Source organism: Sphingopyxis soli, assembly GCF_018682675.1.
In the GTDB taxonomy this organism is placed as follows: domain Bacteria; phylum Pseudomonadota; class Alphaproteobacteria; order Sphingomonadales; family Sphingomonadaceae; genus Sphingopyxis; species Sphingopyxis soli.
In genome coordinates, this window is sequence record NZ_JAFMTR010000079.1 from 53,400 (window position 1) to 74,009 (window position 20,610).

15 protein-coding genes and 1 tRNA gene are annotated in these 20,610 nt (G+C 64.9%); 8 read left to right on the top strand and 8 right to left on the bottom strand.

Going from position 1 to position 20,610, the window contains the following annotated elements:
• Window positions 1-243: 243 nt before the first annotated feature.
• From J1N50_RS12805 to J1N50_RS12840, 8 genes are all read left to right on the top strand, one after another.
• On the top strand, window positions 244-1,125 hold the full coding sequence (locus tag J1N50_RS12805; RefSeq protein WP_215354092.1) for a glycine--tRNA ligase subunit alpha: 882 nt from the start codon (window positions 244-246) through the stop codon (window positions 1,123-1,125).
• On the top strand, window positions 1,122-3,491 hold the full coding sequence (glyS, locus tag J1N50_RS12810; protein WP_215354057.1) for a glycine--tRNA ligase subunit beta: 2,370 nt from the start codon (window positions 1,122-1,124) through the stop codon (window positions 3,489-3,491). Before J1N50_RS12805 ends, glyS begins: the two co-directional genes overlap by 4 nt.
• 102 nt (window positions 3,492-3,593) lie before the next feature.
• Window positions 3,594-6,251: a pyruvate, phosphate dikinase gene (gene ppdK, locus J1N50_RS12815; RefSeq protein WP_215354059.1), complete on the top strand. Its 2,658-nt coding sequence runs from the start codon at window positions 3,594-3,596 to the stop codon at window positions 6,249-6,251.
• Between the two features lie 54 nt (window positions 6,252-6,305).
• Window positions 6,306-6,382 (top strand) — tRNA-Arg (locus J1N50_RS12820).
• Between the two features lie 151 nt (window positions 6,383-6,533).
• Complete coding sequence (gene glk, locus J1N50_RS12825) at window positions 6,534-7,505, top strand: glucokinase (protein WP_215354061.1); 972 nt, start codon at window positions 6,534-6,536, stop codon at window positions 7,503-7,505.
• A gap of 43 nt (window positions 7,506-7,548) precedes the next feature.
• Window positions 7,549-8,289: a gamma-glutamyl-gamma-aminobutyrate hydrolase family protein gene (locus J1N50_RS12830; protein WP_215354063.1), complete on the top strand. Its 741-nt coding sequence runs from the start codon at window positions 7,549-7,551 to the stop codon at window positions 8,287-8,289.
• Between the two features lie 107 nt (window positions 8,290-8,396).
• Window positions 8,397-9,770, top strand: a complete 1,374-nt coding sequence (locus J1N50_RS12835; protein ID WP_215354065.1) for an aspartate aminotransferase family protein — start codon at window positions 8,397-8,399, stop codon at window positions 9,768-9,770.
• Window positions 9,771-9,790: 20 nt separating this feature from the next.
• Complete coding sequence (locus J1N50_RS12840; protein ID WP_215354067.1) at window positions 9,791-10,729, top strand: DUF808 domain-containing protein; 939 nt, start codon at window positions 9,791-9,793, stop codon at window positions 10,727-10,729.
• Window positions 10,730-10,828: 99 nt separating this feature from the next.
• Here the strand turns inward: J1N50_RS12840 and J1N50_RS12845 are convergent, their stop codons facing one another.
• The 8 genes from J1N50_RS12845 to J1N50_RS12880 all read right to left on the bottom strand — a co-directional run bounded on the left by J1N50_RS12845 (window position 10,829) and on the right by J1N50_RS12880 (window position 20,397).
• A complete protein-coding gene (locus J1N50_RS12845) occupies window positions 10,829-11,959 on the bottom strand; it encodes an ABC transporter ATP-binding protein (protein WP_215354069.1) in 1,131 nt (376 codons plus the stop codon).
• A gap of 110 nt (window positions 11,960-12,069) precedes the next feature.
• A complete protein-coding gene (locus tag J1N50_RS12850) occupies window positions 12,070-12,915 on the bottom strand; it encodes an ABC transporter permease (RefSeq protein WP_215354071.1) in 846 nt (281 codons plus the stop codon).
• Window positions 12,915-13,820 carry an ABC transporter permease gene (locus tag J1N50_RS12855; RefSeq protein ID WP_215354073.1) on the bottom strand — a complete coding sequence of 302 codons (906 nt, stop codon included), beginning with the start codon at window positions 13,818-13,820 and terminating at the stop codon, window positions 12,915-12,917. Before J1N50_RS12855 ends, J1N50_RS12850 begins: the two co-directional genes overlap by 1 nt.
• 23 nt (window positions 13,821-13,843) lie before the next feature.
• On the bottom strand, window positions 13,844-14,950 hold the full coding sequence (locus tag J1N50_RS12860) for an ABC transporter substrate-binding protein (protein WP_215354075.1): 1,107 nt from the start codon (window positions 14,948-14,950) through the stop codon (window positions 13,844-13,846).
• A gap of 92 nt (window positions 14,951-15,042) precedes the next feature.
• Window positions 15,043-16,434 carry a glutamine synthetase family protein gene (locus J1N50_RS12865; protein ID WP_215354077.1) on the bottom strand — a complete coding sequence of 464 codons (1,392 nt, stop codon included), beginning with the start codon at window positions 16,432-16,434 and terminating at the stop codon, window positions 15,043-15,045.
• Window positions 16,435-16,441: 7 nt separating this feature from the next.
• A complete protein-coding gene (locus tag J1N50_RS12870) occupies window positions 16,442-17,785 on the bottom strand; it encodes a transaminase (protein ID WP_215354079.1) in 1,344 nt (447 codons plus the stop codon).
• Window positions 17,782-19,050, bottom strand: coding sequence for an NAD(P)/FAD-dependent oxidoreductase (locus J1N50_RS12875; RefSeq protein WP_215354081.1), 1,269 nt, complete (start codon window positions 19,048-19,050; stop codon window positions 17,782-17,784). The genes J1N50_RS12870 and J1N50_RS12875 overlap by 4 nt, the downstream gene beginning before the upstream one ends.
• Window positions 19,051-20,397 carry a glutamine synthetase family protein gene (locus tag J1N50_RS12880; RefSeq protein ID WP_215354083.1) on the bottom strand — a complete coding sequence of 449 codons (1,347 nt, stop codon included), beginning with the start codon at window positions 20,395-20,397 and terminating at the stop codon, window positions 19,051-19,053. It lies immediately after the preceding gene.
• Window positions 20,398-20,610 lie beyond the last annotated feature (213 nt).

The window sequence follows — 20,610 nt, forward strand, 5'->3', positions numbered from 1 at the left end:
GCTCCCCAGCGAACTTAAGGCGCTTCACTTAGCACCCCCGATCCGGATTGGGTATGGCAAATATAATAACGCCACAACGCCTTACATTTTGCAATGTGGGGGTGACATTGCCCCTATCATGGGCGCGCCGTCCCTTGACCCTGCGGCCCCGCTGCGCCAAGGGCGACGACACTTGTTGCACCTGCGAAAGACGGAAAAAAGGTGACCGAAGGGGCGGAAAAGAAAGTCCTGAGCTTTCAGGACATGATCCTGACGCTGCACGCCTATTGGAGCGCGCGCGGCTGCGCGATCCTGCAGCCCTATGACATGCGCGTGGGGGCGGGCACCTTCCATCCCGCGACGACCTTGCGCAGCCTCGGGCCCGAGCCGTGGAACGTCGCCTATGTCCAGCCGAGCCGCCGCCCGACCGATGGCCGCTATGGCGAAAACCCCAACCGGCTGCAGCATTATTATCAATATCAGGTGATCCTGAAGCCGTCGCCCGCCGACCTGCAGGAACAATATCTGGGCAGCCTCGCCGCGATCGGCATCGATCCGCTGCTCCACGACATCCGGTTCGTCGAGGACGACTGGGAATCGCCGACATTGGGCGCGTGGGGGCTGGGCTGGGAAGTCTGGTGCGACGGGATGGAGGTTACCCAGTTCACTTATTTCCAGCAGATGGGCGGCTTCGACTGCAAGCCCGTCGCGGGCGAGCTGACTTACGGGCTCGAACGCCTCGCCATGTACATCCAGAATGTCGACAATGTGTACGACCTCAAATTCTCTGACGCGGTCGGCGATGTCTCGGCGGTCAGCTATGGCGACGTGTTCCTCGAGAATGAACGCCAGTTTTCGAAATGGAACTTCGAGGTTGCGGACACCGATACGCTGTTCGCGGGTTTCAAGGCCGCCGAGGACGAGTGCAAGCGCGCGATCGAGGCGGGCGTGCCGCTCGCGGCCTACGATCAGGCGATCGAAGCGAGCCATCTGTTCAACCTCTTGCAGGCGCGCGGCGTGATCAGCGTGCAGGAACGCGCCAATTACATGGCCCGCGTCCGCGACCTCGCAAAAGGCAGCTGCAAGGCGTGGATCGACAGCCAGTCCGAACGCTGGACCCAAAACTATCCGGGGTGGACGCTGTGACCGACTTTCTTCTCGAACTGCGCAGCGAGGAAATCCCGGCGCGGATGCAGGCCGGCGCGCGCGCCGAGCTTGAAAAACTGTTCCGCGCGCAATTGAGCTCCGCGGGTCTCGAAACAGGCGAACTCACCATTTGGTCGACGCCGCGCCGTCTGGCGCTGATCGCGCGCGACTTGCCCGAGGCGACCGCTGCGGTGAGCGAAGAACTCAAGGGGCCGCGCAGCAGCGCGCCGCCGCAGGCGCTCGAAGGCTTCCTCCGCAAGACCGGCCTTCGCCAAGACCAGCTCGAGGACCGCGACGGCGTGTATTTCGCGGTGATCGACAAGCCTGGCCGTGCGACCATCGAGGTGCTGGCCGAGGCGGTCCCCGCGATCGTCCGCGGCTTTGCGTGGCCCAAGTCGATGCGCTGGGGCAAGGAAAGCGCGAGCAGCGAAAGCCTGCGCTGGGTGCGCCCGCTGTCGGGCATCGTCGCGATCTTCGGCGAGGAATTGGTGCCGTGCGAAATCGGCGGCATCGCCAGCGGCTTCGCGACGCGCGGCCATCGCTTTCACTGCCCGGGCGAGATCACCATCGGCTCGGCGGCGGACTATGCCGAGAAGCTGCGCGCCTGCCACGTCATCGTCGATCATGAGGAGCGGCAGGCGATCATCCGCGACGGCGCCGCCAAGGCCGCGGCCGACGCCGGGCTGGTGCTGGTCGCGGACGAGGGGCTGGTGATCGAGAATGCAGGCCTCACCGAATGGCCGGTGCCCTTGCTCGGCCGCTTCGACGAAGCGTTTCTGGAAGTGCCGCCCGAGGTCATCCAGCTCACCGCGCGCGTGAACCAGAAATATTTCGTCGTGAACGGCGCGGACGGGAAGCTCGCCAACGGCTTCGTCTGCACCGCGAACATCGACGCGAAGGACGGCGGCGCGGAGATCGTCGCGGGCAACCGCAAGGTGCTGGCGGCGCGACTTTCGGATGCGCGCTTCTTCTGGGAACAGGACCGCAAGACGAAGCTGGAAGATCACGCGAAAAAGCTCAATCGCATCACCTTCCACGAAAAGCTGGGGACGGTTGCGGACAAGGTCGAGCGCGTTGCCAAGCTGGCGCGCTGGTTGGTGGAGGAAGGTATCGTCACTGATTCACCCCTCCCCTTCAGGGGAGGGGCCGGGGGTGGGGCCTTTCGTCCTGACGCTGCACGGACCGATAGGCCCCACCCCAACCCCTCCCCTGAAGGGGAGGGGCTTTCGCTCGCCGATCAGGCCGAACTCGCCGCACGCCTCGCCAAGGCCGACCTCGTCACCGAGATGGTCGGCGAATTTCCCGAATTGCAGGGTCTGATGGGCGGCTATTACGCCCGCGCCGAAGGCCTGCCCGACGCGGTCGCCGACGCGATCCGCGATCATTACAAGCCGGTCGGGCAGGGCGACGACGTCCCGACCGCGCCGGCGACGGTGGCTGTGGCGTTGGCGGATAAGCTGGATACGCTGGCCGCTTTTTTCGCCATCAACGAAAAGCCGACCGGTTCGCGTGACCCATTCGCACTTCGTCGTGCGGCCTTGGGAATCATTTCGATCATTCAGGCGAACGAACTCCGTCTGTCCGTTTCTATGCCGCTGGCTGCGGCGCTAGCAACGCTCGTCGGCAAATCGAGCGCGTCCGCGGATCGTTTCTCGTTCGAGGTTGGCGTTCAACAGCTTGAGGCCGCGGGTGTCCAATTTTCGGAGGAGACAGTTGATCGGCTCAGAGATGTGGCGTTGCAGAATGCGCTCGATCGAGCCTCGCCGATCTATGATCAGATAATCCAACCTTCGATTGTGAGTATCATTTTGTTCTTGGCCGACCGCCTCAAGGTCCAGCAGCGCGAAGCCGGTGTCCGTCACGACCTGATCGACGCGGTGTTCGCGCTCGGCGGCGAGGATGACCTTGTCCGCCTGCTCGCCCGCGTAAAGGCGTTGCAGGCGTTCATGGCGACCGAGGACGGCGCCAACCTGCTTGCGGGTTACAAGCGCGCGGCGAATATCCTGAAACAGGCGGGACAAGATGTGTCCTCCAATTCTCGTCATGCTGAACTTGTTTCAGCATCCACGGCCGGACCATGGACCCTGAAACAAGTTCAGGGTGACGAGCGTTTGGGTGCGGCCGACGCTGCTCTGTTCGAGGCTCTGGATAGCGCCGAACCCGCCGCCTCCGCCGCGGTCGCCGAAGAACGCTTCACCGACGCGATGGCGGCACTGGCGTCGCTCCGCGCGCCGATCGACGCTTTCTTCGACGGCGTGATGGTCAACGATCCCGACGAAGCAGTGCGCGCCTATCGCCTCGGTCTGTTGTCGCGCTTCACCGGCGCGGTGCATGGCGTCGCCGATTTCTCGAAGATCGAGGGCTGACCCTACGGCCCCTTTGAACGAACGAAGCAAAACTGAATCGACTAGGTGCGATTGCATACCTACCCAGCCGCAACCTCCTCCCCGGGGCAGCAGGAGTTAGACATGACGAAGATGGTGCATCTTTTTGGCGGCGACGCGACGACGCGCGAACGCTCGAAGGAATTGCTGGGCGGCAAGGGGTCGAACCTTGCCGAAATGGCCTCGATCGGCCTGCCGGTCCCGCCGGGCTTTACGATCACCACCGACGTCTGCACCCAATATTATGCGAACGGCGAGCAATTCCCGGCGGGTCTCGCCGCGGAAGTCGCCGCAGGCATCGCGCATATCGAGGGGATCACCGGCAAGAAATTCGGCGACGCCGCCGATCCTTTGCTCGTCTCGGTCCGCTCGGGCGCGCGCGTGTCGATGCCGGGCATGATGGATACCGTCCTCAACCTCGGGCTCAACGACGCGACCGTCGTCGGCCTGGCGCAGGCGTCGGGCGACCCGCGCTTTGCGTGGGACAGCTATCGCCGCTTCGTCCAGATGTACGCCGACGTCGTGATGGGCCTCGACCATGCGGAGTTCGAGGAAGCGCTGGAAATCGCCAAGGAAGACCGCGGCTTCTACCTCGACACCGAGATGTCGGCCGAGGACTGGCAGGCGCTGGTCAAGGACTATCAGGCGATCGTCGAGCGCGAGACCGGCGCGCCCTTCCCGCAGGAGCCGAACGACCAGCTGTGGGGCGCGGTCGGCGCGGTCTTCGCGAGCTGGGAAAGCGACCGCGCGAAAGTCTATCGCCGCCTGAACAGCATTCCGGCCGAATGGGGCACCGCGGTCAATGTGCAGGCGATGGTGTTCGGCAATATGGGCGACACCTCGGCGACCGGCGTGGCGTTCACGCGCGATCCCGCGACCGGCGAGCGCGCCTGGTACGGCGAATGGCTGATCAATGCGCAGGGCGAGGACGTCGTCGCGGGCATCCGCACGCCGCAATATCTGACGCTGGCGGCGCGCGAGCGGGCGGGCGCGAAGCCGCTGTCGATGGAAGAGGCGATGCCCGAGACCTTCGGGGAGCTCGGCCGCGTTTTCGACACGCTCGAGACCCATTATCGCGACATGCAGGACATCGAGTTCACCGTCGAACGCGGGACGCTCTGGATGCTGCAAACCCGTTCGGGGAAGCGTACCGCCAAGGCGGCGCTGCGCATTGCGGTTGAAATGGCGGCGGAAGGGCTGATCTCGGAAGAAGAAGCCGTCGGCCGCGTCGATCCGGGTGCGCTCGACCAGCTGCTCCACCCGACGCTCGATCCCAAGGCGCCGCGCGATGTGCTGACCAAGGGGCTCCCCGCGAGCCCCGGCGCCGCGTCGGGCAAGATCATGTTCGACGCCGACAGCGCCGAGAAAGCCGCGGCGATGGGCGAGGCGGTGATCCTCGTTCGCGTCGAAACCTCGCCCGAGGACATTCACGGGATGCACGCCGCCAAGGGCATATTGACCGCGCGCGGCGGGATGACCAGCCACGCGGCGGTCGTCGCACGCGGCATGGGCCGTCCCTGCGTCTCGGGCGCGGGCGGGCTGTCGATCGACGGCAACGCGCGCGTGCTGCGCGTCGGCGGGCGCGAACTGCGCGAGGGCGATATCCTGACCCTCGACGGTTCGACCGGCGAAGTGATGGCGGGCGAGGTTCCGACCCTGCTCCCCGAGCTGGTCGGCGACTTCGGCACGCTGATGGCGTGGGCCGACAAGGTGCGCCGGATGAAGGTGCGCACCAACGCCGAAACCCCCCAGGATGCCCAGGTCGCGCGCGATTTCGGCGCCGAGGGCATCGGCCTGTGCCGCACCGAGCATATGTTCTTCGACGCCGCGCGCATCACCGCGGTGCGCGAGATGATTTTGGCCGACAGCGAGGACGGCCGCCGCGCGGCGCTCGCGAAGCTGCTCCCCGAACAGCGCGGCGACTTTGCCGCCATTTTCCGCGTGATGGCGGGACTGCCGGTGACGATCCGCCTGCTCGACCCGCCGCTGCACGAATTCCTGCCGACGCGCGAGGAGGATTTCGCCGACGTCGCCGCCGCGGCGGGCGTGGGGATCGAGGCGCTGAAGGCGCGCGCGAACGAACTCCACGAGTTCAACCCGATGCTCGGGCATCGCGGTTGTCGCCTCGGCGTCACTTACCCCGAAATCTACGAGATGCAGGCGCGCGCGATCTTCGAGGCGGCGTGCGACGTCGCCGCCGAAACCGGCGCCGCGCCGATCCCCGAAGTGATGATCCCGCTCGTCGCCACGCGCCGCGAGTTCGACCTGATGAAGGCGGTGGTCGACGCGCAGGCGAAGGCGGTGTTCGCCGAAAAGGGCCGCGAGATCGCCTATCTGGTCGGCACGATGATCGAACTGCCGCGCGCCGCGCTGATGGCGGGCGAGATCGCCGAGAGCGCGGAGTTCTTCAGCTTTGGAACCAACGACCTCACCCAGACGACGATCGGCATCAGCCGCGACGACGCGGGTCGCTTCCTGACGCAATATGTCGACAAGGGCATCTTCGTCACCGACCCCTTCGTCAGCCTTGACGTCGAGGGCGTCGGCCAGCTGATCGAACTCGCCGCCGAACGCGGCCGCGGGACGCGTGCGGGCATCAAGCTCGGCATCTGCGGCGAGCATGGCGGCGATGCGCCGAGCATCCATTTCTGCGAGAAAACCGGCCTCGACTATGTCAGCGCCTCGCCATATCGCGTGCCTATCGCGCGGCTGGCGGCGGCGCAGGCGGCGCTGCGAAAATAATCGCCAAAAGGGGGTTGCGCGATTTTGCGCAGCCCCCTAAAGGCTCCCCTCCACGCACCCGTAGCTCAGCTGGATAGAGCACCAGACTACGAATCTGGGGGTCGGACGTTCGAATCGTTCCGGGTGCGCCATTTCCCTAAAATTGCCGGATATCGAGCCCCTGCAGCGCTTGTGGTGCCGCGCCCGCGTTGACCCGGCGCATAGCTATGCCCTGTTGCATCGACACCGGGCGTGCGACATTGCTGCTGCACACGACATTGCTGCCGCAGGCAAGGGAGAGGCATGAGCGAAGCCATCGTCACGGTCGACATCGGCGGCACGCACGCGCGCTTTGCCATCGCAGAGATCGCGGGCGGACGGGTCGCCGCGCTCGGCGAAGCGACGACGCTCCATACGAAGGATCATGCGAGCTTTCAGACGGCTTGGCAGGATTTCGAGCAGCAGCAGGGCGGATCGTTGCCGCGCAGCGTTGCGATCGCGATTGCCGGACCGACGCGCGGCGACGTCATTCGCTTTACCAACAATCCCTGGATCATTCGTCCGGCGCTGATCGGTGAGAAGCTGAACGTCGATCGCCATGTGCTGGTCAATGACTTCGAGGCGGTGGGCCATGCAGTGGCGCAGGCCGGTTCGGAATATTTCGAGCATCTGGCGGGCCCCGATGCGCCGCTGCCCGCGGACGGAACGATCAGCATAATCGGTCCCGGCACCGGGCTTGGCGTTGCGCATATCTGGCGCGGCGACGGCGGTTACCGTGTCCAGGCGACCGAGGGCGGGCACATCGATTTCGCACCGCTCGACAGCATCGAGGATGCGATCCTCGCGCGGCTGCGCAAGCGCCACCGCCGCGTGTCGATCGAGCGGATCGTGTCGGGACCCGGCATCGTCGACATCTACGAGACGCTCGCGAGCATGGAGGGGCGGGCGATCACGCCGCTCGACGACCGCACGATCTGGACGAATGCGATGAGCGGCGAGGACGCGCTCGCCGCCGCAGCGGCGGATCGTTTCTGCCTGTCGCTCGGCAGCGTCGCGGGCGACCTCGCGCTGGCTCAGGGGGCGAGCGGGGTCGTGGTAGCAGGCGGGCTCGGCCTGCGCATACGCGACCAGCTTCTTCGTTCGGGCTTTCCCGAACGCTTCGTCGCCAAGGGACGGTTCGAGAATTTCATGGCGGCGATCCCGGTCAAGCTGATCACGCATCCGCAGCCCGGCCTGTTCGGTGCGGCAGCGGCGTTCGCGCGCCAGTATGCTTGAAATTTCGCTGGCGCACGGCGCCTAAAATCGGCAGCAAGAGGGCATGTCCTCGCGCCCCGTCCTCGGCATCATTGCCTGCAACCGCACGGTCGGAACCGAGATCGCGCAGGCGGTGATGAACCGCTATGCGATCGCGGCGATGCACCACGCCGATTGCGCCGCGCTGATCATTCCGTCGCTGCCCGAATATATGCGCGCGGACGAGATTGTCGGGCGGCTCGACGGGGTTCTGCTGACTGGTACGCCCTCGAACGTCGAACCGGCGCGCTATGGCGACGAGCGCGAAGGCGAGGGGCCGTTCGACCCCGAACGCGACCGGATGATGCTCGACCTGGTCGACGCGGTGATCGCTGCCCGCCGACCGCTCTTCGGCATCTGCCGCGGCTTTCAGGAGATCAATGTCGCGCTCGGCGGGACGCTGCGGCGCGACACATCGGCCAGCGAGGCGCTGCTCGCGCATCACGCGCCTGACGGCACGGCGTTCGATGCGATGTTCGACCATCGTCACAAGGTCGATCTGGTTGCCGGCGGCTTGCTCGCCGCCGCCTATGAGACGCCGTCGCTCGACGTCAATTCGGTGCATTATCAGGGTATCGGCGAGCTCGCCGACGGGCTGGCGGTCGAGGCTCGCGCGCCCGACGGGCTGGTCGAGGCCTATAGCGCGCGGCCGAACGGTGCGCCGTTGCTCGCCGTGCAATGGCATCCCGAATGGGCGACCGATGCGAACGCCCAGAGCCAGACCTATTTCCACCTGCTCGGGCGCGCGTTAAGAGGCGAATTATGAACCACCGCGTCACCCGATATGATCGCTATCTCGCACGGATCAGCTTTTCGCCCTGATGTTCCGGAATCCGGTTTCTTTCCGTTTCCAGACAATCAGGAGTTTCATTAATGCCCCGCAATCACGACATCGCCGAACTGCGCCGCCTCGACGTCGCGCACCATCTTCCCGCGCAGGCCGACTGGGCCGAAATCGAAAGGCTCGGCGGCAGCCGCATCATCACCCATGCCGAGGGCTGCACCATCACCGACGGCGACGGCCACCGCATCCTCGACGGGATGGCGGGCCTGTGGTGCGTCAATGTCGGCTATGGCCGCGAGGAGCTGGTCGAGGCGGCGGCAGCCCAGATGCGCGAGCTGCCCTTCTACAACACCTTCTTCAAGACCGCGACGCCGCCGACGGTGACGCTGGCGGCGAAGATCGCCTCGCTCACCGGTAACCGCCTGCCGCATGTCTTCTTCAACGCCTCGGGCAGCGAAGCGAACGACACCGTCTTCCGCATGGTGCGCCACTATTGGAAGCTCAAGGGCGAGCCCAAGCGCACGGTCTTCATCAGCCGCTGGAACGCCTATCACGGATCGACCGTCGCGGGCGTCTCGCTCGGCGGCATGAAGGCGATGCACGCGCAGGGGGACCTGCCGATCCCCGGCGTCGAGCATGTCCGCCAGCCCTATTATTTCGGCGAAGGCCAGGGGATGAGCCAGGAGGCGTTCACCGACGCCTGCGTGCAGGCGATCGAGGACAAGATCCTCGAGGTCGGCCCCGAAAATTGCGCCGCCTTCATCGGCGAGCCGGTGCAGGGCGCGGGCGGCGTGATCATCCCGCCCAAGGGCTATTGGCCGAAGGTCGAGGCGGTGGTGCGCAAATATGGCCTGTTGCTCGTCGCCGACGAAGTCATCTGCGGCTTCGGGCGCACCGGCAAGATGTGGGGGCACGAGACGATGGGCTTCACGCCCGACCTGATGCCGATGGCAAAGGGGCTGTCGTCGGGCTACCTGCCGATTTCGGCGACCGCGGTCGCCGGCCATGTCGTAGATGTCCTCAAGACCGGCGGCGATTTCGTCCACGGCTTCACCTACTCGGGCCACCCGGTCGCAGCGGCGGTCGCGCTCAAGAATATCGAGATCATCGAACGCGAAGGCCTCGTCGAACGCACGGGCAGCGTCACGGGGCCGCATCTGGCGAAGGCGCTCGCGACGCTGAACGACCACCCGCTTGTCGGCGAGACGCGCTCGGTCGGCCTGCTCGGCGCGGTCGAGATCGTTGCGGACAAGGAAACCCGTGGGCGCTTTGGTGGCGCGGAAGGGACGGCGGGACCGATGGCGCGCGACGGGTGCATCGCCAATGGCCTGATGGTGCGCGGCATCCGCGACAGCCTGGTCATGTGCCCGCCGCTGATCATCACCACCGAACAGATCGACGAGATGGTTGCCATCATCCGCAAATCACTCGATGAGGTGATGCCGAAGCTCCGCGCGCTTTAACAAAGGAAGAAATCTCTCCTATGCCTTCCGGCCTGTTTGCCCTGCTCGACGACGTCGCCACTATCGCGAAGGTGGCGGCCGCGAGCATCGATGACGTGGGCGCCGCGGCGTCGAAGGCCGGGGTCAAGGCGGCGGGGGTCGTGGTCGACGATACCGCGGTGACGCCGCGCTATGTTACCGGCTTCACTCCCGACCGCGAACTGCCGATCATCTGGCGGATCACCAAGGGATCGCTGTTCAACAAGCTGGTGCTGATCCTGCCGGCGCTGCTGCTGCTCTCGACCTTCCTGCCATGGGCGATCACGCCGCTACTGATGCTCGGCGGCGCTTATCTCTGCTTCGAGGGCGCCGAAAAGGTGCTCCACTCGCTGCAGGAGGACAAGACTAGCCTCGAAGAAGACGCCGAGATCGTCGCCGACAAGGACCATGAGGAGATGATGGTGAAGGGCGCCGTGCGCACCGACTTCATTCTCTCGGCCGAGATCATGGTGATCGCGCTCAACGAGGTGCTCGACGAGCATCTGGTCATGCGCGGCGCGACGCTGGCGCTTGTCGCGGTGCTGATTACCGTTGCCGTCTATGGGGTCGTCGGACTGATCGTGAAGATGGACGACATCGGCCTCCATATGGCGAAGGAGGGCAACAAGGCGCGGCAGGCGATCGGGCGCGGGCTCGTGGCCCTGATGCCCAAGCTGCTCGCGGCGCTGGCGACGATCGGGACCGCCGCGATGCTCTGGGTCGGCGGGCAGATCGTGCTCCACGGCCTCGACGAATATCATATCGGCGGGATCGGCCACTGGCTGCACGACACGGCGCACGCGCTCGGCGGCGGACTGCCGCTTGCGGGGCTTTGGGAGTGGTTGATCAACGCCGGCGGCGCGGGCGTGTTCGGGCTGCTGCTCGGCGGATTGATCGTCGGCGCGCTGCACTTCATTCCAGGCAAGAAGGCGGCTCATTAATCTCGTCATCCCGGACTTGATCCGGGATCCACAGCAGCGCCGAAGTCTTGGAACCCCGACCAAGTCCGGGATGACGAAGATTGGGAGGGGGCGGGAGGTCTAACCCAGCAGCACCACCGGGCTGTCGGCCCGCCAATGCATCGAGACCTTGTCGTCCCAGGTGAAATCCTCCTGGTCATGGCGCGACAGGTTGGGCCGCGAGACACGCAGGCGCGCACCCGATTCGAGCAAGATGTCGTACAGGGTGATGTCGCCGAGATAGGACATGCCCTTGATGCAGCCGCGCGCGAAGTTGTGTCCGTCGGGGGCGTCCTGCGCCGCCGCGCGCACCGCCTTGCCCTCGCCGGGGACGTGGAGGTAGATTTTCTCGGGGCGCAGCGCGACCCATACATCGGCGCCGTGCGGACCGGTGACGCCATGGTTGAGGTAAACCTTGCCTAGCCCCGGACAATCGACCGCCGCGCGGTCGGGCTCGTCCAGTGTCAGCTTGCCCTCGAAAATGTTCACCGACCCGACGAAATCGGCAACGAAGCGGTTTGCCGGATATTCGTAGAGGTCGGAGGGGCCCGCAAGCTGCGCCACCTCGCCCTTGTTGATCACCGCGATCCGGCTGGCCATCGACAGCGCCTCGTCCTGGTCGTGGGTCACGGTGACGAAAGTGATGCCGACCTGATCCTGCAACTCCGCCAGTTCGAACTGCATCTGCGCGCGCAGCTTGGCGTCGAGCGCCGACAGCGGCTCGTCGAGCAGCAGCACCTTCGGGCGCATGATCAGACTGCGCGCGAGCGCGACGCGCTGGCGCTGGCCGCCCGACATCTGGTCGGGCATCCGGTCTTCGAACCCGCCGAGCTTGACGAGGTCGAGCGCCTCGGCAACGCGGGCCTTGACCTCGCCGCCCTTCACCCCCGCAATCTTCAGGCCATAGGCGACATTGTCCGCGACGCTCATGTGCGGGAACACGGCATAGCTCTGGAACACCATGTTCACCGGCCGCTTGTTCGGCGGGATGCCGGCCATATCCTGCCCGTCGATCAGGATCGTGCCTTCGGTCGGCAGCTCGAACCCGGCGATCATGCGCAGCAGGGTCGTCTTGCCGCAGCCCGAGGGGCCGAGCAGGACGAAGAATTCGCCGGCCAGAATGTCGAGGCTGACATTGTCGACCGCGGCGACCCGGCCGAAACGCTTGGTGACATTCTGGATCTGGATGATCGGTTTGGCGGGTTCGGTCATGAAAAGATCCTAATTCCGTTCGTGTCGAGCGAAGTCGAGACGCCGTGAAGCAGCGCGCTGAGGATGGGCATCTCGACTTCGCTCGATGCGAACGGGGAAGGCAGGTCGCATCAATGCGTCTCCGCGATGGCCTTCACGCCCTGAAGTTTCAGCGCGACGGCGGTCAGGACGATGGTGAGGATGATGAGCAGGGTCGAGGCGGCATTGACCTCGGGCGTCACGGAGAAGCGCACCATCGAATAGACCTTCACCGGGAAGGTGATCGTGTCGGGCCCGCTGGTGAAATAGGTGATGACGAAATCGTCGAGGCTCAGGGTGAAGGACAGCAGCGCCCCCGCGACGAGCGCCGGTTTCATATGCGGGATCAGCACGTCGCGGAACACCGCCCATTCGCCCGCGCCGAGATCCTTCGCAGCCTCCTCCTGCTCGCGGTTGAAGCTCGCGAGGCGCGAGCGCACGACCATCGTCACGAAGGGGAAGCAGAAGGTGATGTGCGCGATGACGATCGCGCCGAGGTTGAACGGCCAGATCAGGTCGGTCGGCCATTCGAGCCACTTTGCAAAGAAGATCAGGAAGGCGACACCCATGCAGATTTCGGGAACGATGATCGGCAGCGAGATCGTTCCGTCGACCGCGCCTTTCAGCGGGAAGCGAAAGCGCCACAGCATCACCGCGGCGACCGCGCCGAGGATCAGGCTGGCGATCGTCGCGAGCGCCGCGATCGTCAGCGAATTGACCAGTGCTTCGACCAGAACGTCGTTGCCGAGCGCCTTTTCGTAATATTTCGTCGTGAAGCCGCGCCACACGACATTGCGCTTGCTGTCGTTGAAGCTGAAGATCATCAGCACGATCAGCGGCGCATAGAGGAACAGCATCACCAGCCCGACCCAGGCCCGCATCCACAAGGTGCGGCTATATTCGAGCGGGGCGCGCGGGGTGCGGGCGAACAGGGCCATCAGCGGACCTCCGGCCCTTTCCTGCGCATCGCCTGCAGCGCGATCAGGATGAACATGGCGTAGATGAGGATGAAGGAGAGCGCGGCGCCGAAGGGCCAGTCGTTGGCCTTCTTGAACTGGCGCTCGATCACGTTCGCGATCATCTGGCTGTCGGTGCCGCCCATCAGATCGGGGGTGAGGTAGGCGCCGAGCGCGGGGATCAGCGTGATCATCACGCCGGCGACGATCCCGGGGGCTGCCAGCGGCACGACGATGCGCATGATCGTGCGGAAATGCCCTGCGCCGAGGTCGAGGCTGGCCTCGATCAGGCTACGGTCGAGCCGGTCGAGCGCCGCGTAGAGCGGGAGCACCATGAAGGGCAGATGGACATAGACGAGCCCGAAGACGACCGCGAAATTGTTGAAGAGCAGCTGCACCGGCTCCCACGTCGGCAGCGGCTGGAGCCCGACGAGCGTCCTGAACCAGCTCGCGCCGCCCCACAGCGCTTCGAGCCCCTTGTTCGCGAAGCCCTGCGTCCCGAGCAGCATCATCAGCGCGTAGGTGCGGATGAGCAAGTTGGTCCAGAAGGGCAGCATGATGCCGAGCAGCAGCCAGGGCCGCCATTTCTCGCTCGCGAAGGTGATCGCCATCGCGACGGGAAAGCCGATGATCAGGCAGATCAGGGTCACGAGCGCCGCGACCGCGAAGCTCTTCCCGAAGATGCTGAGATAGAGGAACTCGGTCGCGCGCTTGTAATTGTCGAGCGTTCCCGAAAATTCGATTTCGGTCAGCCCCTTGTTCTCGCCGAAGCTGTAGAACCAGACGATCGCCATCGGGATGACGAAGAAGAGCAGGGTCCACAGCAGGGTCGGTAGCGAAACCGCCGCGAAGACCCGCTTGTTCGCCTTCCAGTCCTGCTCGGCCATCCCCCGATGCCCCCTTCAGGATCTTACGACGCCCGCACCTTGGTGAAGGCCTCCTCGTACAGCGGCTGAAGCTTCTCGTTGAACTTCGCATACTCGCATTTCGCGAGGATATCGGCGGGCGGGAAGATGACCGGATTATTCTTGTACGTGTCGGGCATCAGCGCCTTCGCCGCGAGGTTCGGGGTCGGATAGAGGATCGTCTCGGTGATCTTCTTGCCCACCTCGGCATCGAGCATATAGTTGATGAAGGCGTGCGCATTCTTCGGATGCGGCGCGCCCTTCGGGATGCACAGCGTATCCGAATTGAGCTGGCTGCCTTCCTTGGGCACGACGAAGTCGAGATCGTCGTCCTCGACCATCGCCTGTGCGATATCGCCATTATATTCGAGCACGACGTCGCAGTCGCCCTTCAGCAGCAGATCCTGCCCGTCGTCCTCGTGGAATTTCTTCACATTGGGTTTCTGCTTGATCATCATCGCCGAGATCGTCTCGATGTCGGCGGGGGTCAGCGCGTTGACCGACTTGCCCAGATATTTGCCGTAGAGGCGGAACATGTCACCGGCCTCCGACAGCCAGGCGATGCGGCCGGCATATTCGGGGCTGTCGAACAGCACCTTCCAGCTGTCGGGCTTCGCTTTCACTTTCGACTTGCGATAGCCGATGCCGAGTACGAGCCAGGTATAGGGAAGCGAAAATTTGCGCCCCGGGTCGTAATCGACATTCATGAAAGCCGGATCGACGTTCTTGATGTTCGGAATCTGCGCATGATCGAGCGGCTGCAGCATGTCGGCACGGACCATGCGCTCGACGAAGTCGTTCGACGGCACGATCACGTCGTATCCGGGGTTGCCCGCCTTGAACTTCGCGAACAGCGTATCGTTGCTGTCGAAGAGGTCCATCGTGACCTCGACACCCGTCGATTTCTTGAAATCGTCGAGCGTCGTCTCGCCGATATAGGTGTCCCAGTTGTAGAAGTTGAGCTTGGCTTCCTCACCGTTCGAGAGCTTTTTGCCTTCGCCCTTGCTGCACGCCGCAAGGCCGCCAAAGCTGATCCCGATGGCGGCCACCCCCATGGCCTGCAGCAGCGAGCGACGGTTGCGGCCCTGCGCGAGCAGTTCGTTCAAATCCATTGACGGCCTCCCTGTTTGTGACGTCAAGCTGACTCAATAATGTCACCTTGGGAAGAGGCTTTTTTGCGCTGCACCAATAAATTCTGGAACATTCATGCGTTGCGCAGGTACCAGTCGTAATCGAGTGTCGGGACGACGCTGAAATAATTGTTCTGTTCAACCCGCTTCACGATGCTGAACATCTCGACGAACCGCGCCCCCAGATAATCGCGCATCAGGCTCGACGCCTCGAAACGGTCGACCGCCGCGAACCAGTTCGACGGCGGCTTGTCGTCGCCGCTGTTGTCGCGGTCGTAGCCGTTGCCGACCACCGCCGCGCCCGGGTCGGCGCGGGTCGTCATGCCATGATGCATGCCCGCAAGGACGGCCGCGACCGCCAGATAGGGGTTGGCGTCGGCGCCGCAGGCGCGATGCTCGACATGGCGGCTCGATGGCGGGCCGGCGGGGATGCGGAAGGAGACGGTGCGATTGTTGACGCCCCACGTCGGCGCGACCGGGGCGTAGCTGTTCGCCTTGAACCGGCGATAGCTGTTCGCGTGCGGTGCGAAGAGCGCAAAGGCATCGCCGACGGTTCCGATCATCCCGCCGATGGCGTGGCGGAGCGCCGGGGTGCCTTCGGGGTCGTCGCTCGCGAAGATGTTGCTGCCGGTGTCGTCGTTGACCGAGACGTGGATGTGCATCCCGCTGCCCGCCTGCTCGGCGAAGGGCTTCGCCATGAAGGTCGCTTCCAGCCCCTGTTGCTGCGCGATCGCCTTCACGAGGCGTTTGTACATGATCGCATCGTCACAGGCGCGCAGCGCGTCGGGCTTGTGGCGCAGCGTCAGCTCGAACTGGCCGGGCGCGAATTCGCTGATCGCGCTTTCGAGCGGCAGACCCTGCACGTCGGTCGCCGCGTAAAGCGCGTCGAAGAAGGGACGGAAATCGTCGAGCTCGCGCAGCCCATACACCTCTACATTGCGCGGGGTGTCACGGCTGTAAGCCGGGCGGGCAGGGCGGACCTTGCCATCGCGGGCGCGGCGCGGATCGACGAGGTAGAATTCGAGTTCGACCGCAAGGACCGGCGTCAGACCATCGGCGGTGAAGCGGTCGATCACACGGCCGAGGACGTGCCGCGGGTCGAGGTCGTGCGGCGTGCCGTCGAGCTCGTAGAAATCAACGAGGAACTGTGCGGCCGTGTCACCGCCCCACGGGGTGCGGACGAGGGTGCCGGGGATCGGCTTCATCGAGCGGTCGGCGTCGCCATCCTCCCAGACGAGGCCCGTTTCGACGGTGTCCTGTCCGGTGATGTCGACGACGGTGATCGAGCCGGGGAACATGCGGCCGCTGTCATAAACCGCGAGCACTTCATGCTGGCGCAGGCGCTTGCCGCGCGGCACGCCGCCCATGTCGGTATAGATCATCTCGATCGAATCGACGTCGGGATTGGCCCGGAAAAACGCCTCGGCCTCCGAACGCGGCGCAATCACGCCCGATGATTTCGACATCGCCCCTCTACTCCTTCAAACGCTTTACGCAGTCGGCGAAAGCGCCGACGAGCCGGTCGATCTGGTCGTCCGACGTAACCGGGCTCACCAACATCATATTGTGGAACGGCGCCAGCAAAATCCCGCGATTGGCAAGGAAGAGGTGGATCGCCGCTTCGAGTTCGGGGTGCATCGCCGCCTTGGCTTCGCCGCCATTGCGCGGCGGGGTGGGGCAGGTCAGGAATTCGACGCGGGCGCCGACCTGCGTGACGTGCCAGTCGAGCCCGGCGCTCGCGATTTCCTGCTCCAGCCCCGCGACGAGGCGCGCCGCGCCGCGCAGCATAGGGTGATAGGCGGCGGGCGCGATGACCTCGCCCAGCATCGTGTTCATCGCGGTGATTGCAAGCGCATTGGCCGAGAGCGTCGTCCCGATGCCGCTGTGGCCGGCCGGTCGCGACCGGTTCAGCGCGGCCATGCGATCCGCTACATCGGCCGAAAAACCATAGACGGCGCATGGCACCCCGCCGCCGATCGACTTGCCGACGACCATCAGGTCGGGTTTCGGGCCGTGCACGACGCCATGGCCGCCATAGCCGGACGAGATCGTGTGCGTCTCGTCGAAGACCAGCAGCGTCCCGGTCTCGTCGCAAAGCGTGCGCAGCGTCTGCAGAAAGCCCGGTGCATCGCGCACCATGCCGACGTTCGTCATCACCGGCTCGGCGAGGAGGCAGGCAATGTCGCCGCCGCGCAGCGCGGCCGCGAGCGCCGCTTCGTCGTTGAACTCGACCACCGCCGTGGTGCCGCGCAGATCGTGGACCTGTCCGACCAGGCTGGCGCGCATCGCCGCGGCTCCACCCTTCAGGTCGACGAAGGCGTCATCGACCGCGCCATGATAGGCGCCGTTGAAGATCAGGATTTTGCGCCGCCCGCTGATCCCGCGGCACCAGCGGATCACGGCGCGGTTGGCTTCGCTGGCGGTCGTCGTGACCTGCCACTGCGGCAGGCCGAACATCGCCGCGAGCTTCTTCGATAGCGCCGCGCCGCGTTCGGTGGGGAGCATATAGCTCAGCCCTTCGCGCGCCTGCTGCGCCAGCGCGGCGGCGAGGGCGGGGGGCGAGTGGCCGAAAAGGCTGGCGGTGTCGCCGAGGCAGAAGTCGTCGTAGGTCTGGCCATCGATGCTGGTCAGCATCGCGTCCTTCGCCGAGGCGGCGACGATCGGCACCCGGCTAGGCCAGTCCTTCATCCAGTGGAAGGGCACCGACTGAAACCAGCCGGTTGCGGACGCATGGTGCGCGAAAGCATGCGGATTGGCACTGCGAAACCGCTCGGCCTCGCGTTCGGCGACGCGGAGGATGGCGGCGTTACCGATCACCCGAGCCTGTCCTTCAGCGCATAGTAGAGCAGGCCCAGGGTCGCGAGCGGCCGGCGAAGCCATCTGCCGCCGGGGAAAGGCTTCGAGGGCAGGCTGGCGAGAATGTCGAAACGCTCCGCCGTCCCTGCCAGCGCCTCGGCGATCAACTCGCCGGCAGTTGTCGTGACCAGCGCGCCGTGCCCCGAAAAGCCGTGCGCGAAAAACACATTCCCGCGCCGCCCGATATGCGGCAGGCGGTTCATCGTCACCGCCACCGCACCGCCCCAGCCATAGTCGATCGTCGCGTCGGCAATCTCTGGGAAAACCTCGGCCATGAACGGTCGCACGAATGCCGTAATGTCGCGCGGCGGGGTCTGCGAATAACGCTCGCCGCCGCCGAAGATCAGCCGTTTGTCGGCGGAGAGGCGGAAATAGTTGAGGACAAAGCGGCTGTCGGCGACCGCAGCGTCGGTCGGGAGCAGCCCGTCGGCGTTGGCGAGCGGCGCGGTCGCGATGTTGTAGTTCATGATCGGTACGGTGTAGCGCCCAAGGTCGGGCTCGACCTCGCCGATCCAGCTATCGGTCGCGTCGATGACATAGCGCGCGCCGACATGCGCGCGGTCGGTCATCACGCCCGGTCCCGCGGGGGTGTCGGTGATGCGGTGAGCGCGCTCATTTTCCCGAATGCGCACGCCTGCGGCTTCGGCAGCCTGTGCCAGCCCGATCGCATAGTTCAGCGGATGAAAGTGTCCGCCCTGCGGATCGTAGATGCCCCCATGATAGAGCGGGCTGGCGATATGTTCGCCCATATCGGTCCTGCCGACGACGTCGGTCGGGTATCCGAACCGGCTGGCAAGATAGTCGGCGTCGCGCCGCATCGCGCCGAAATCCTTTGGCGTCCATGCCGCCTCGAGATGCCCGGCCTTGAGGTCGCAGTCGATGCCGTGCTTTTCGATCCGCGCCTTCACGCGGTTGTCGCGCCAGCAAAGGTCGAACAGCGCATCGGCGCGCTCGCCGCCGAATTCCGTTTCGAGTTCGGCGGCAGTCCAGCGCAGGCCCGGGATCAGCTGCCCGCCATTCCGTCCCGAGGCGCCGAAGCCAACATGCTCGCGCTCGATCAGGATCACCGAAAAGCCGCGTTCGGCGCAGGCGAGAGCAGCGCTGAGGCCGGTGAACCCGCCGCCGATCACCGCGACATCGCAACTGCAATCCTCGCTGTCGAAAGCCCCTGGCCGCCACGCGTGCGCGGTTGCCGCGTAATAGCTGTGATTGAGCGGATCGCTCATTCAGACCCGCATCAGCAGATGTTCGCGCTCCCAGCTCGACACCACCGACTGATAGTTGAACAGCTCATAATCCTTCACCGCGAAGAAGATTTCGAAGAAATTGTCGCCCAGCAGATTACGCACCTTCTTGCACGAGCTGAACCGGTCGAGCGCCGCCTCCAGCGTGCGGGGCAGGGTACGCGCACGGTTGTAGGCGCTGCCGGTGATCGGCTTGGGCGGCACCATGCGGTCGACCATCCCGATATAGCCGCAGACCAGCGACGAAGCGATCGCGAGATAGGGGTTGCTGTCGGCGCCCGGCAGGCGGTTTTCGACCCGGCGGTTGTTCTTGTCCGATACCGGCACGCGAAAGCCGCACGAGCGGTTGTCGACGCCCCATTGCACGTTGATCGGCGCCGCGCTGTCGGGCCGCATCCGCCGGAAACTGTTCACGTTCGGCGCCCACATCGGCGAAATCTGCGGCATGAAGCGGATCAGGCCGGCGACGTAGGAACGGAAAGCTGCGCTGTCGCGGCCGTTGGCGGTCGAGAACAGGTTGCGTCCGGTATCGGCATCGACGACCGATTGGTGGATGTGCATTGCGCTGCCCGGCTGGCCCGCCATCGGGTTCGCCATGAAGGTCGCATAGACGCCGTGCTGCTTGGCGACGCCCCGCACGACGCGCTTGAACAGGAACACCTCGTCCGCCAGGCGCAGCGGGTCGCCGTGGTTGAAATTGACCTCGAGCTGCGCGGCGCCCATTTCGTGGATCATCGTGTCGATGTTGAGCCCCATCAGCTCGCAATCGTCATAGATATGGTCGATGATATCCTCATATTCGTTCATCGCCTCCAGCCCATAGGGCTGGCTCGCGGTCTCGGCGCGTCCCGACTGGCCGGTCGGCGGCGTCAGCGGGAAGTCGGGATCGGTGTTCTGCGAGACGAGGTAGAATTCGACCTCGGGCGCGATGATCGGCTTCCAGCCCTTGTCCGCATAGAGGCCGAGCACCTTCTTCAGGATCGTTCGCGGCGCGATATCGACCTCGGTCCCGTCCGCGTTCAGGGCGTCGGCGATCACGAACGCGGTCGGCGAGGAAAAGCCGGGGGCGACGCAGATCGTGTCGGGATCGGCGATCAGATATTTGTCGGGATCCTTGTCCCAGATATCGTCGATGTCCTCCGGATAATGGCCGTCGATCGTGCAGATGAAGACGCTGCCCGGAATGCGCAGCGACTTGTCCTTGACCGAGGAGAGGAACTTCTTGGCGGGCAGAACCTTGCCGCGCTGGACCCCGTTGATGTCGGGGACGATACATTCGACTTCGTCGATTTTATGGTCGCTGATCCATTGTTCCAGATTGACTGACATGAGCCCCCGATTGGGCCGAGGAGCCGGCCCGTTTGTGGAAGGCCAGCCTATCGCGAAGTTCGGCGAAGCGCCAGAGGGGCCGGTATCGGCCATTTCTTGCGCCGATTCAGCGGGCGAATGTCTGGAGACGACCGGTTGCGGACCTACCCTTCATCGTCACCCCGGACTTGATCCGGGGTCCATGACTTCAGCGCTGCGGTGGATCCCGGATCA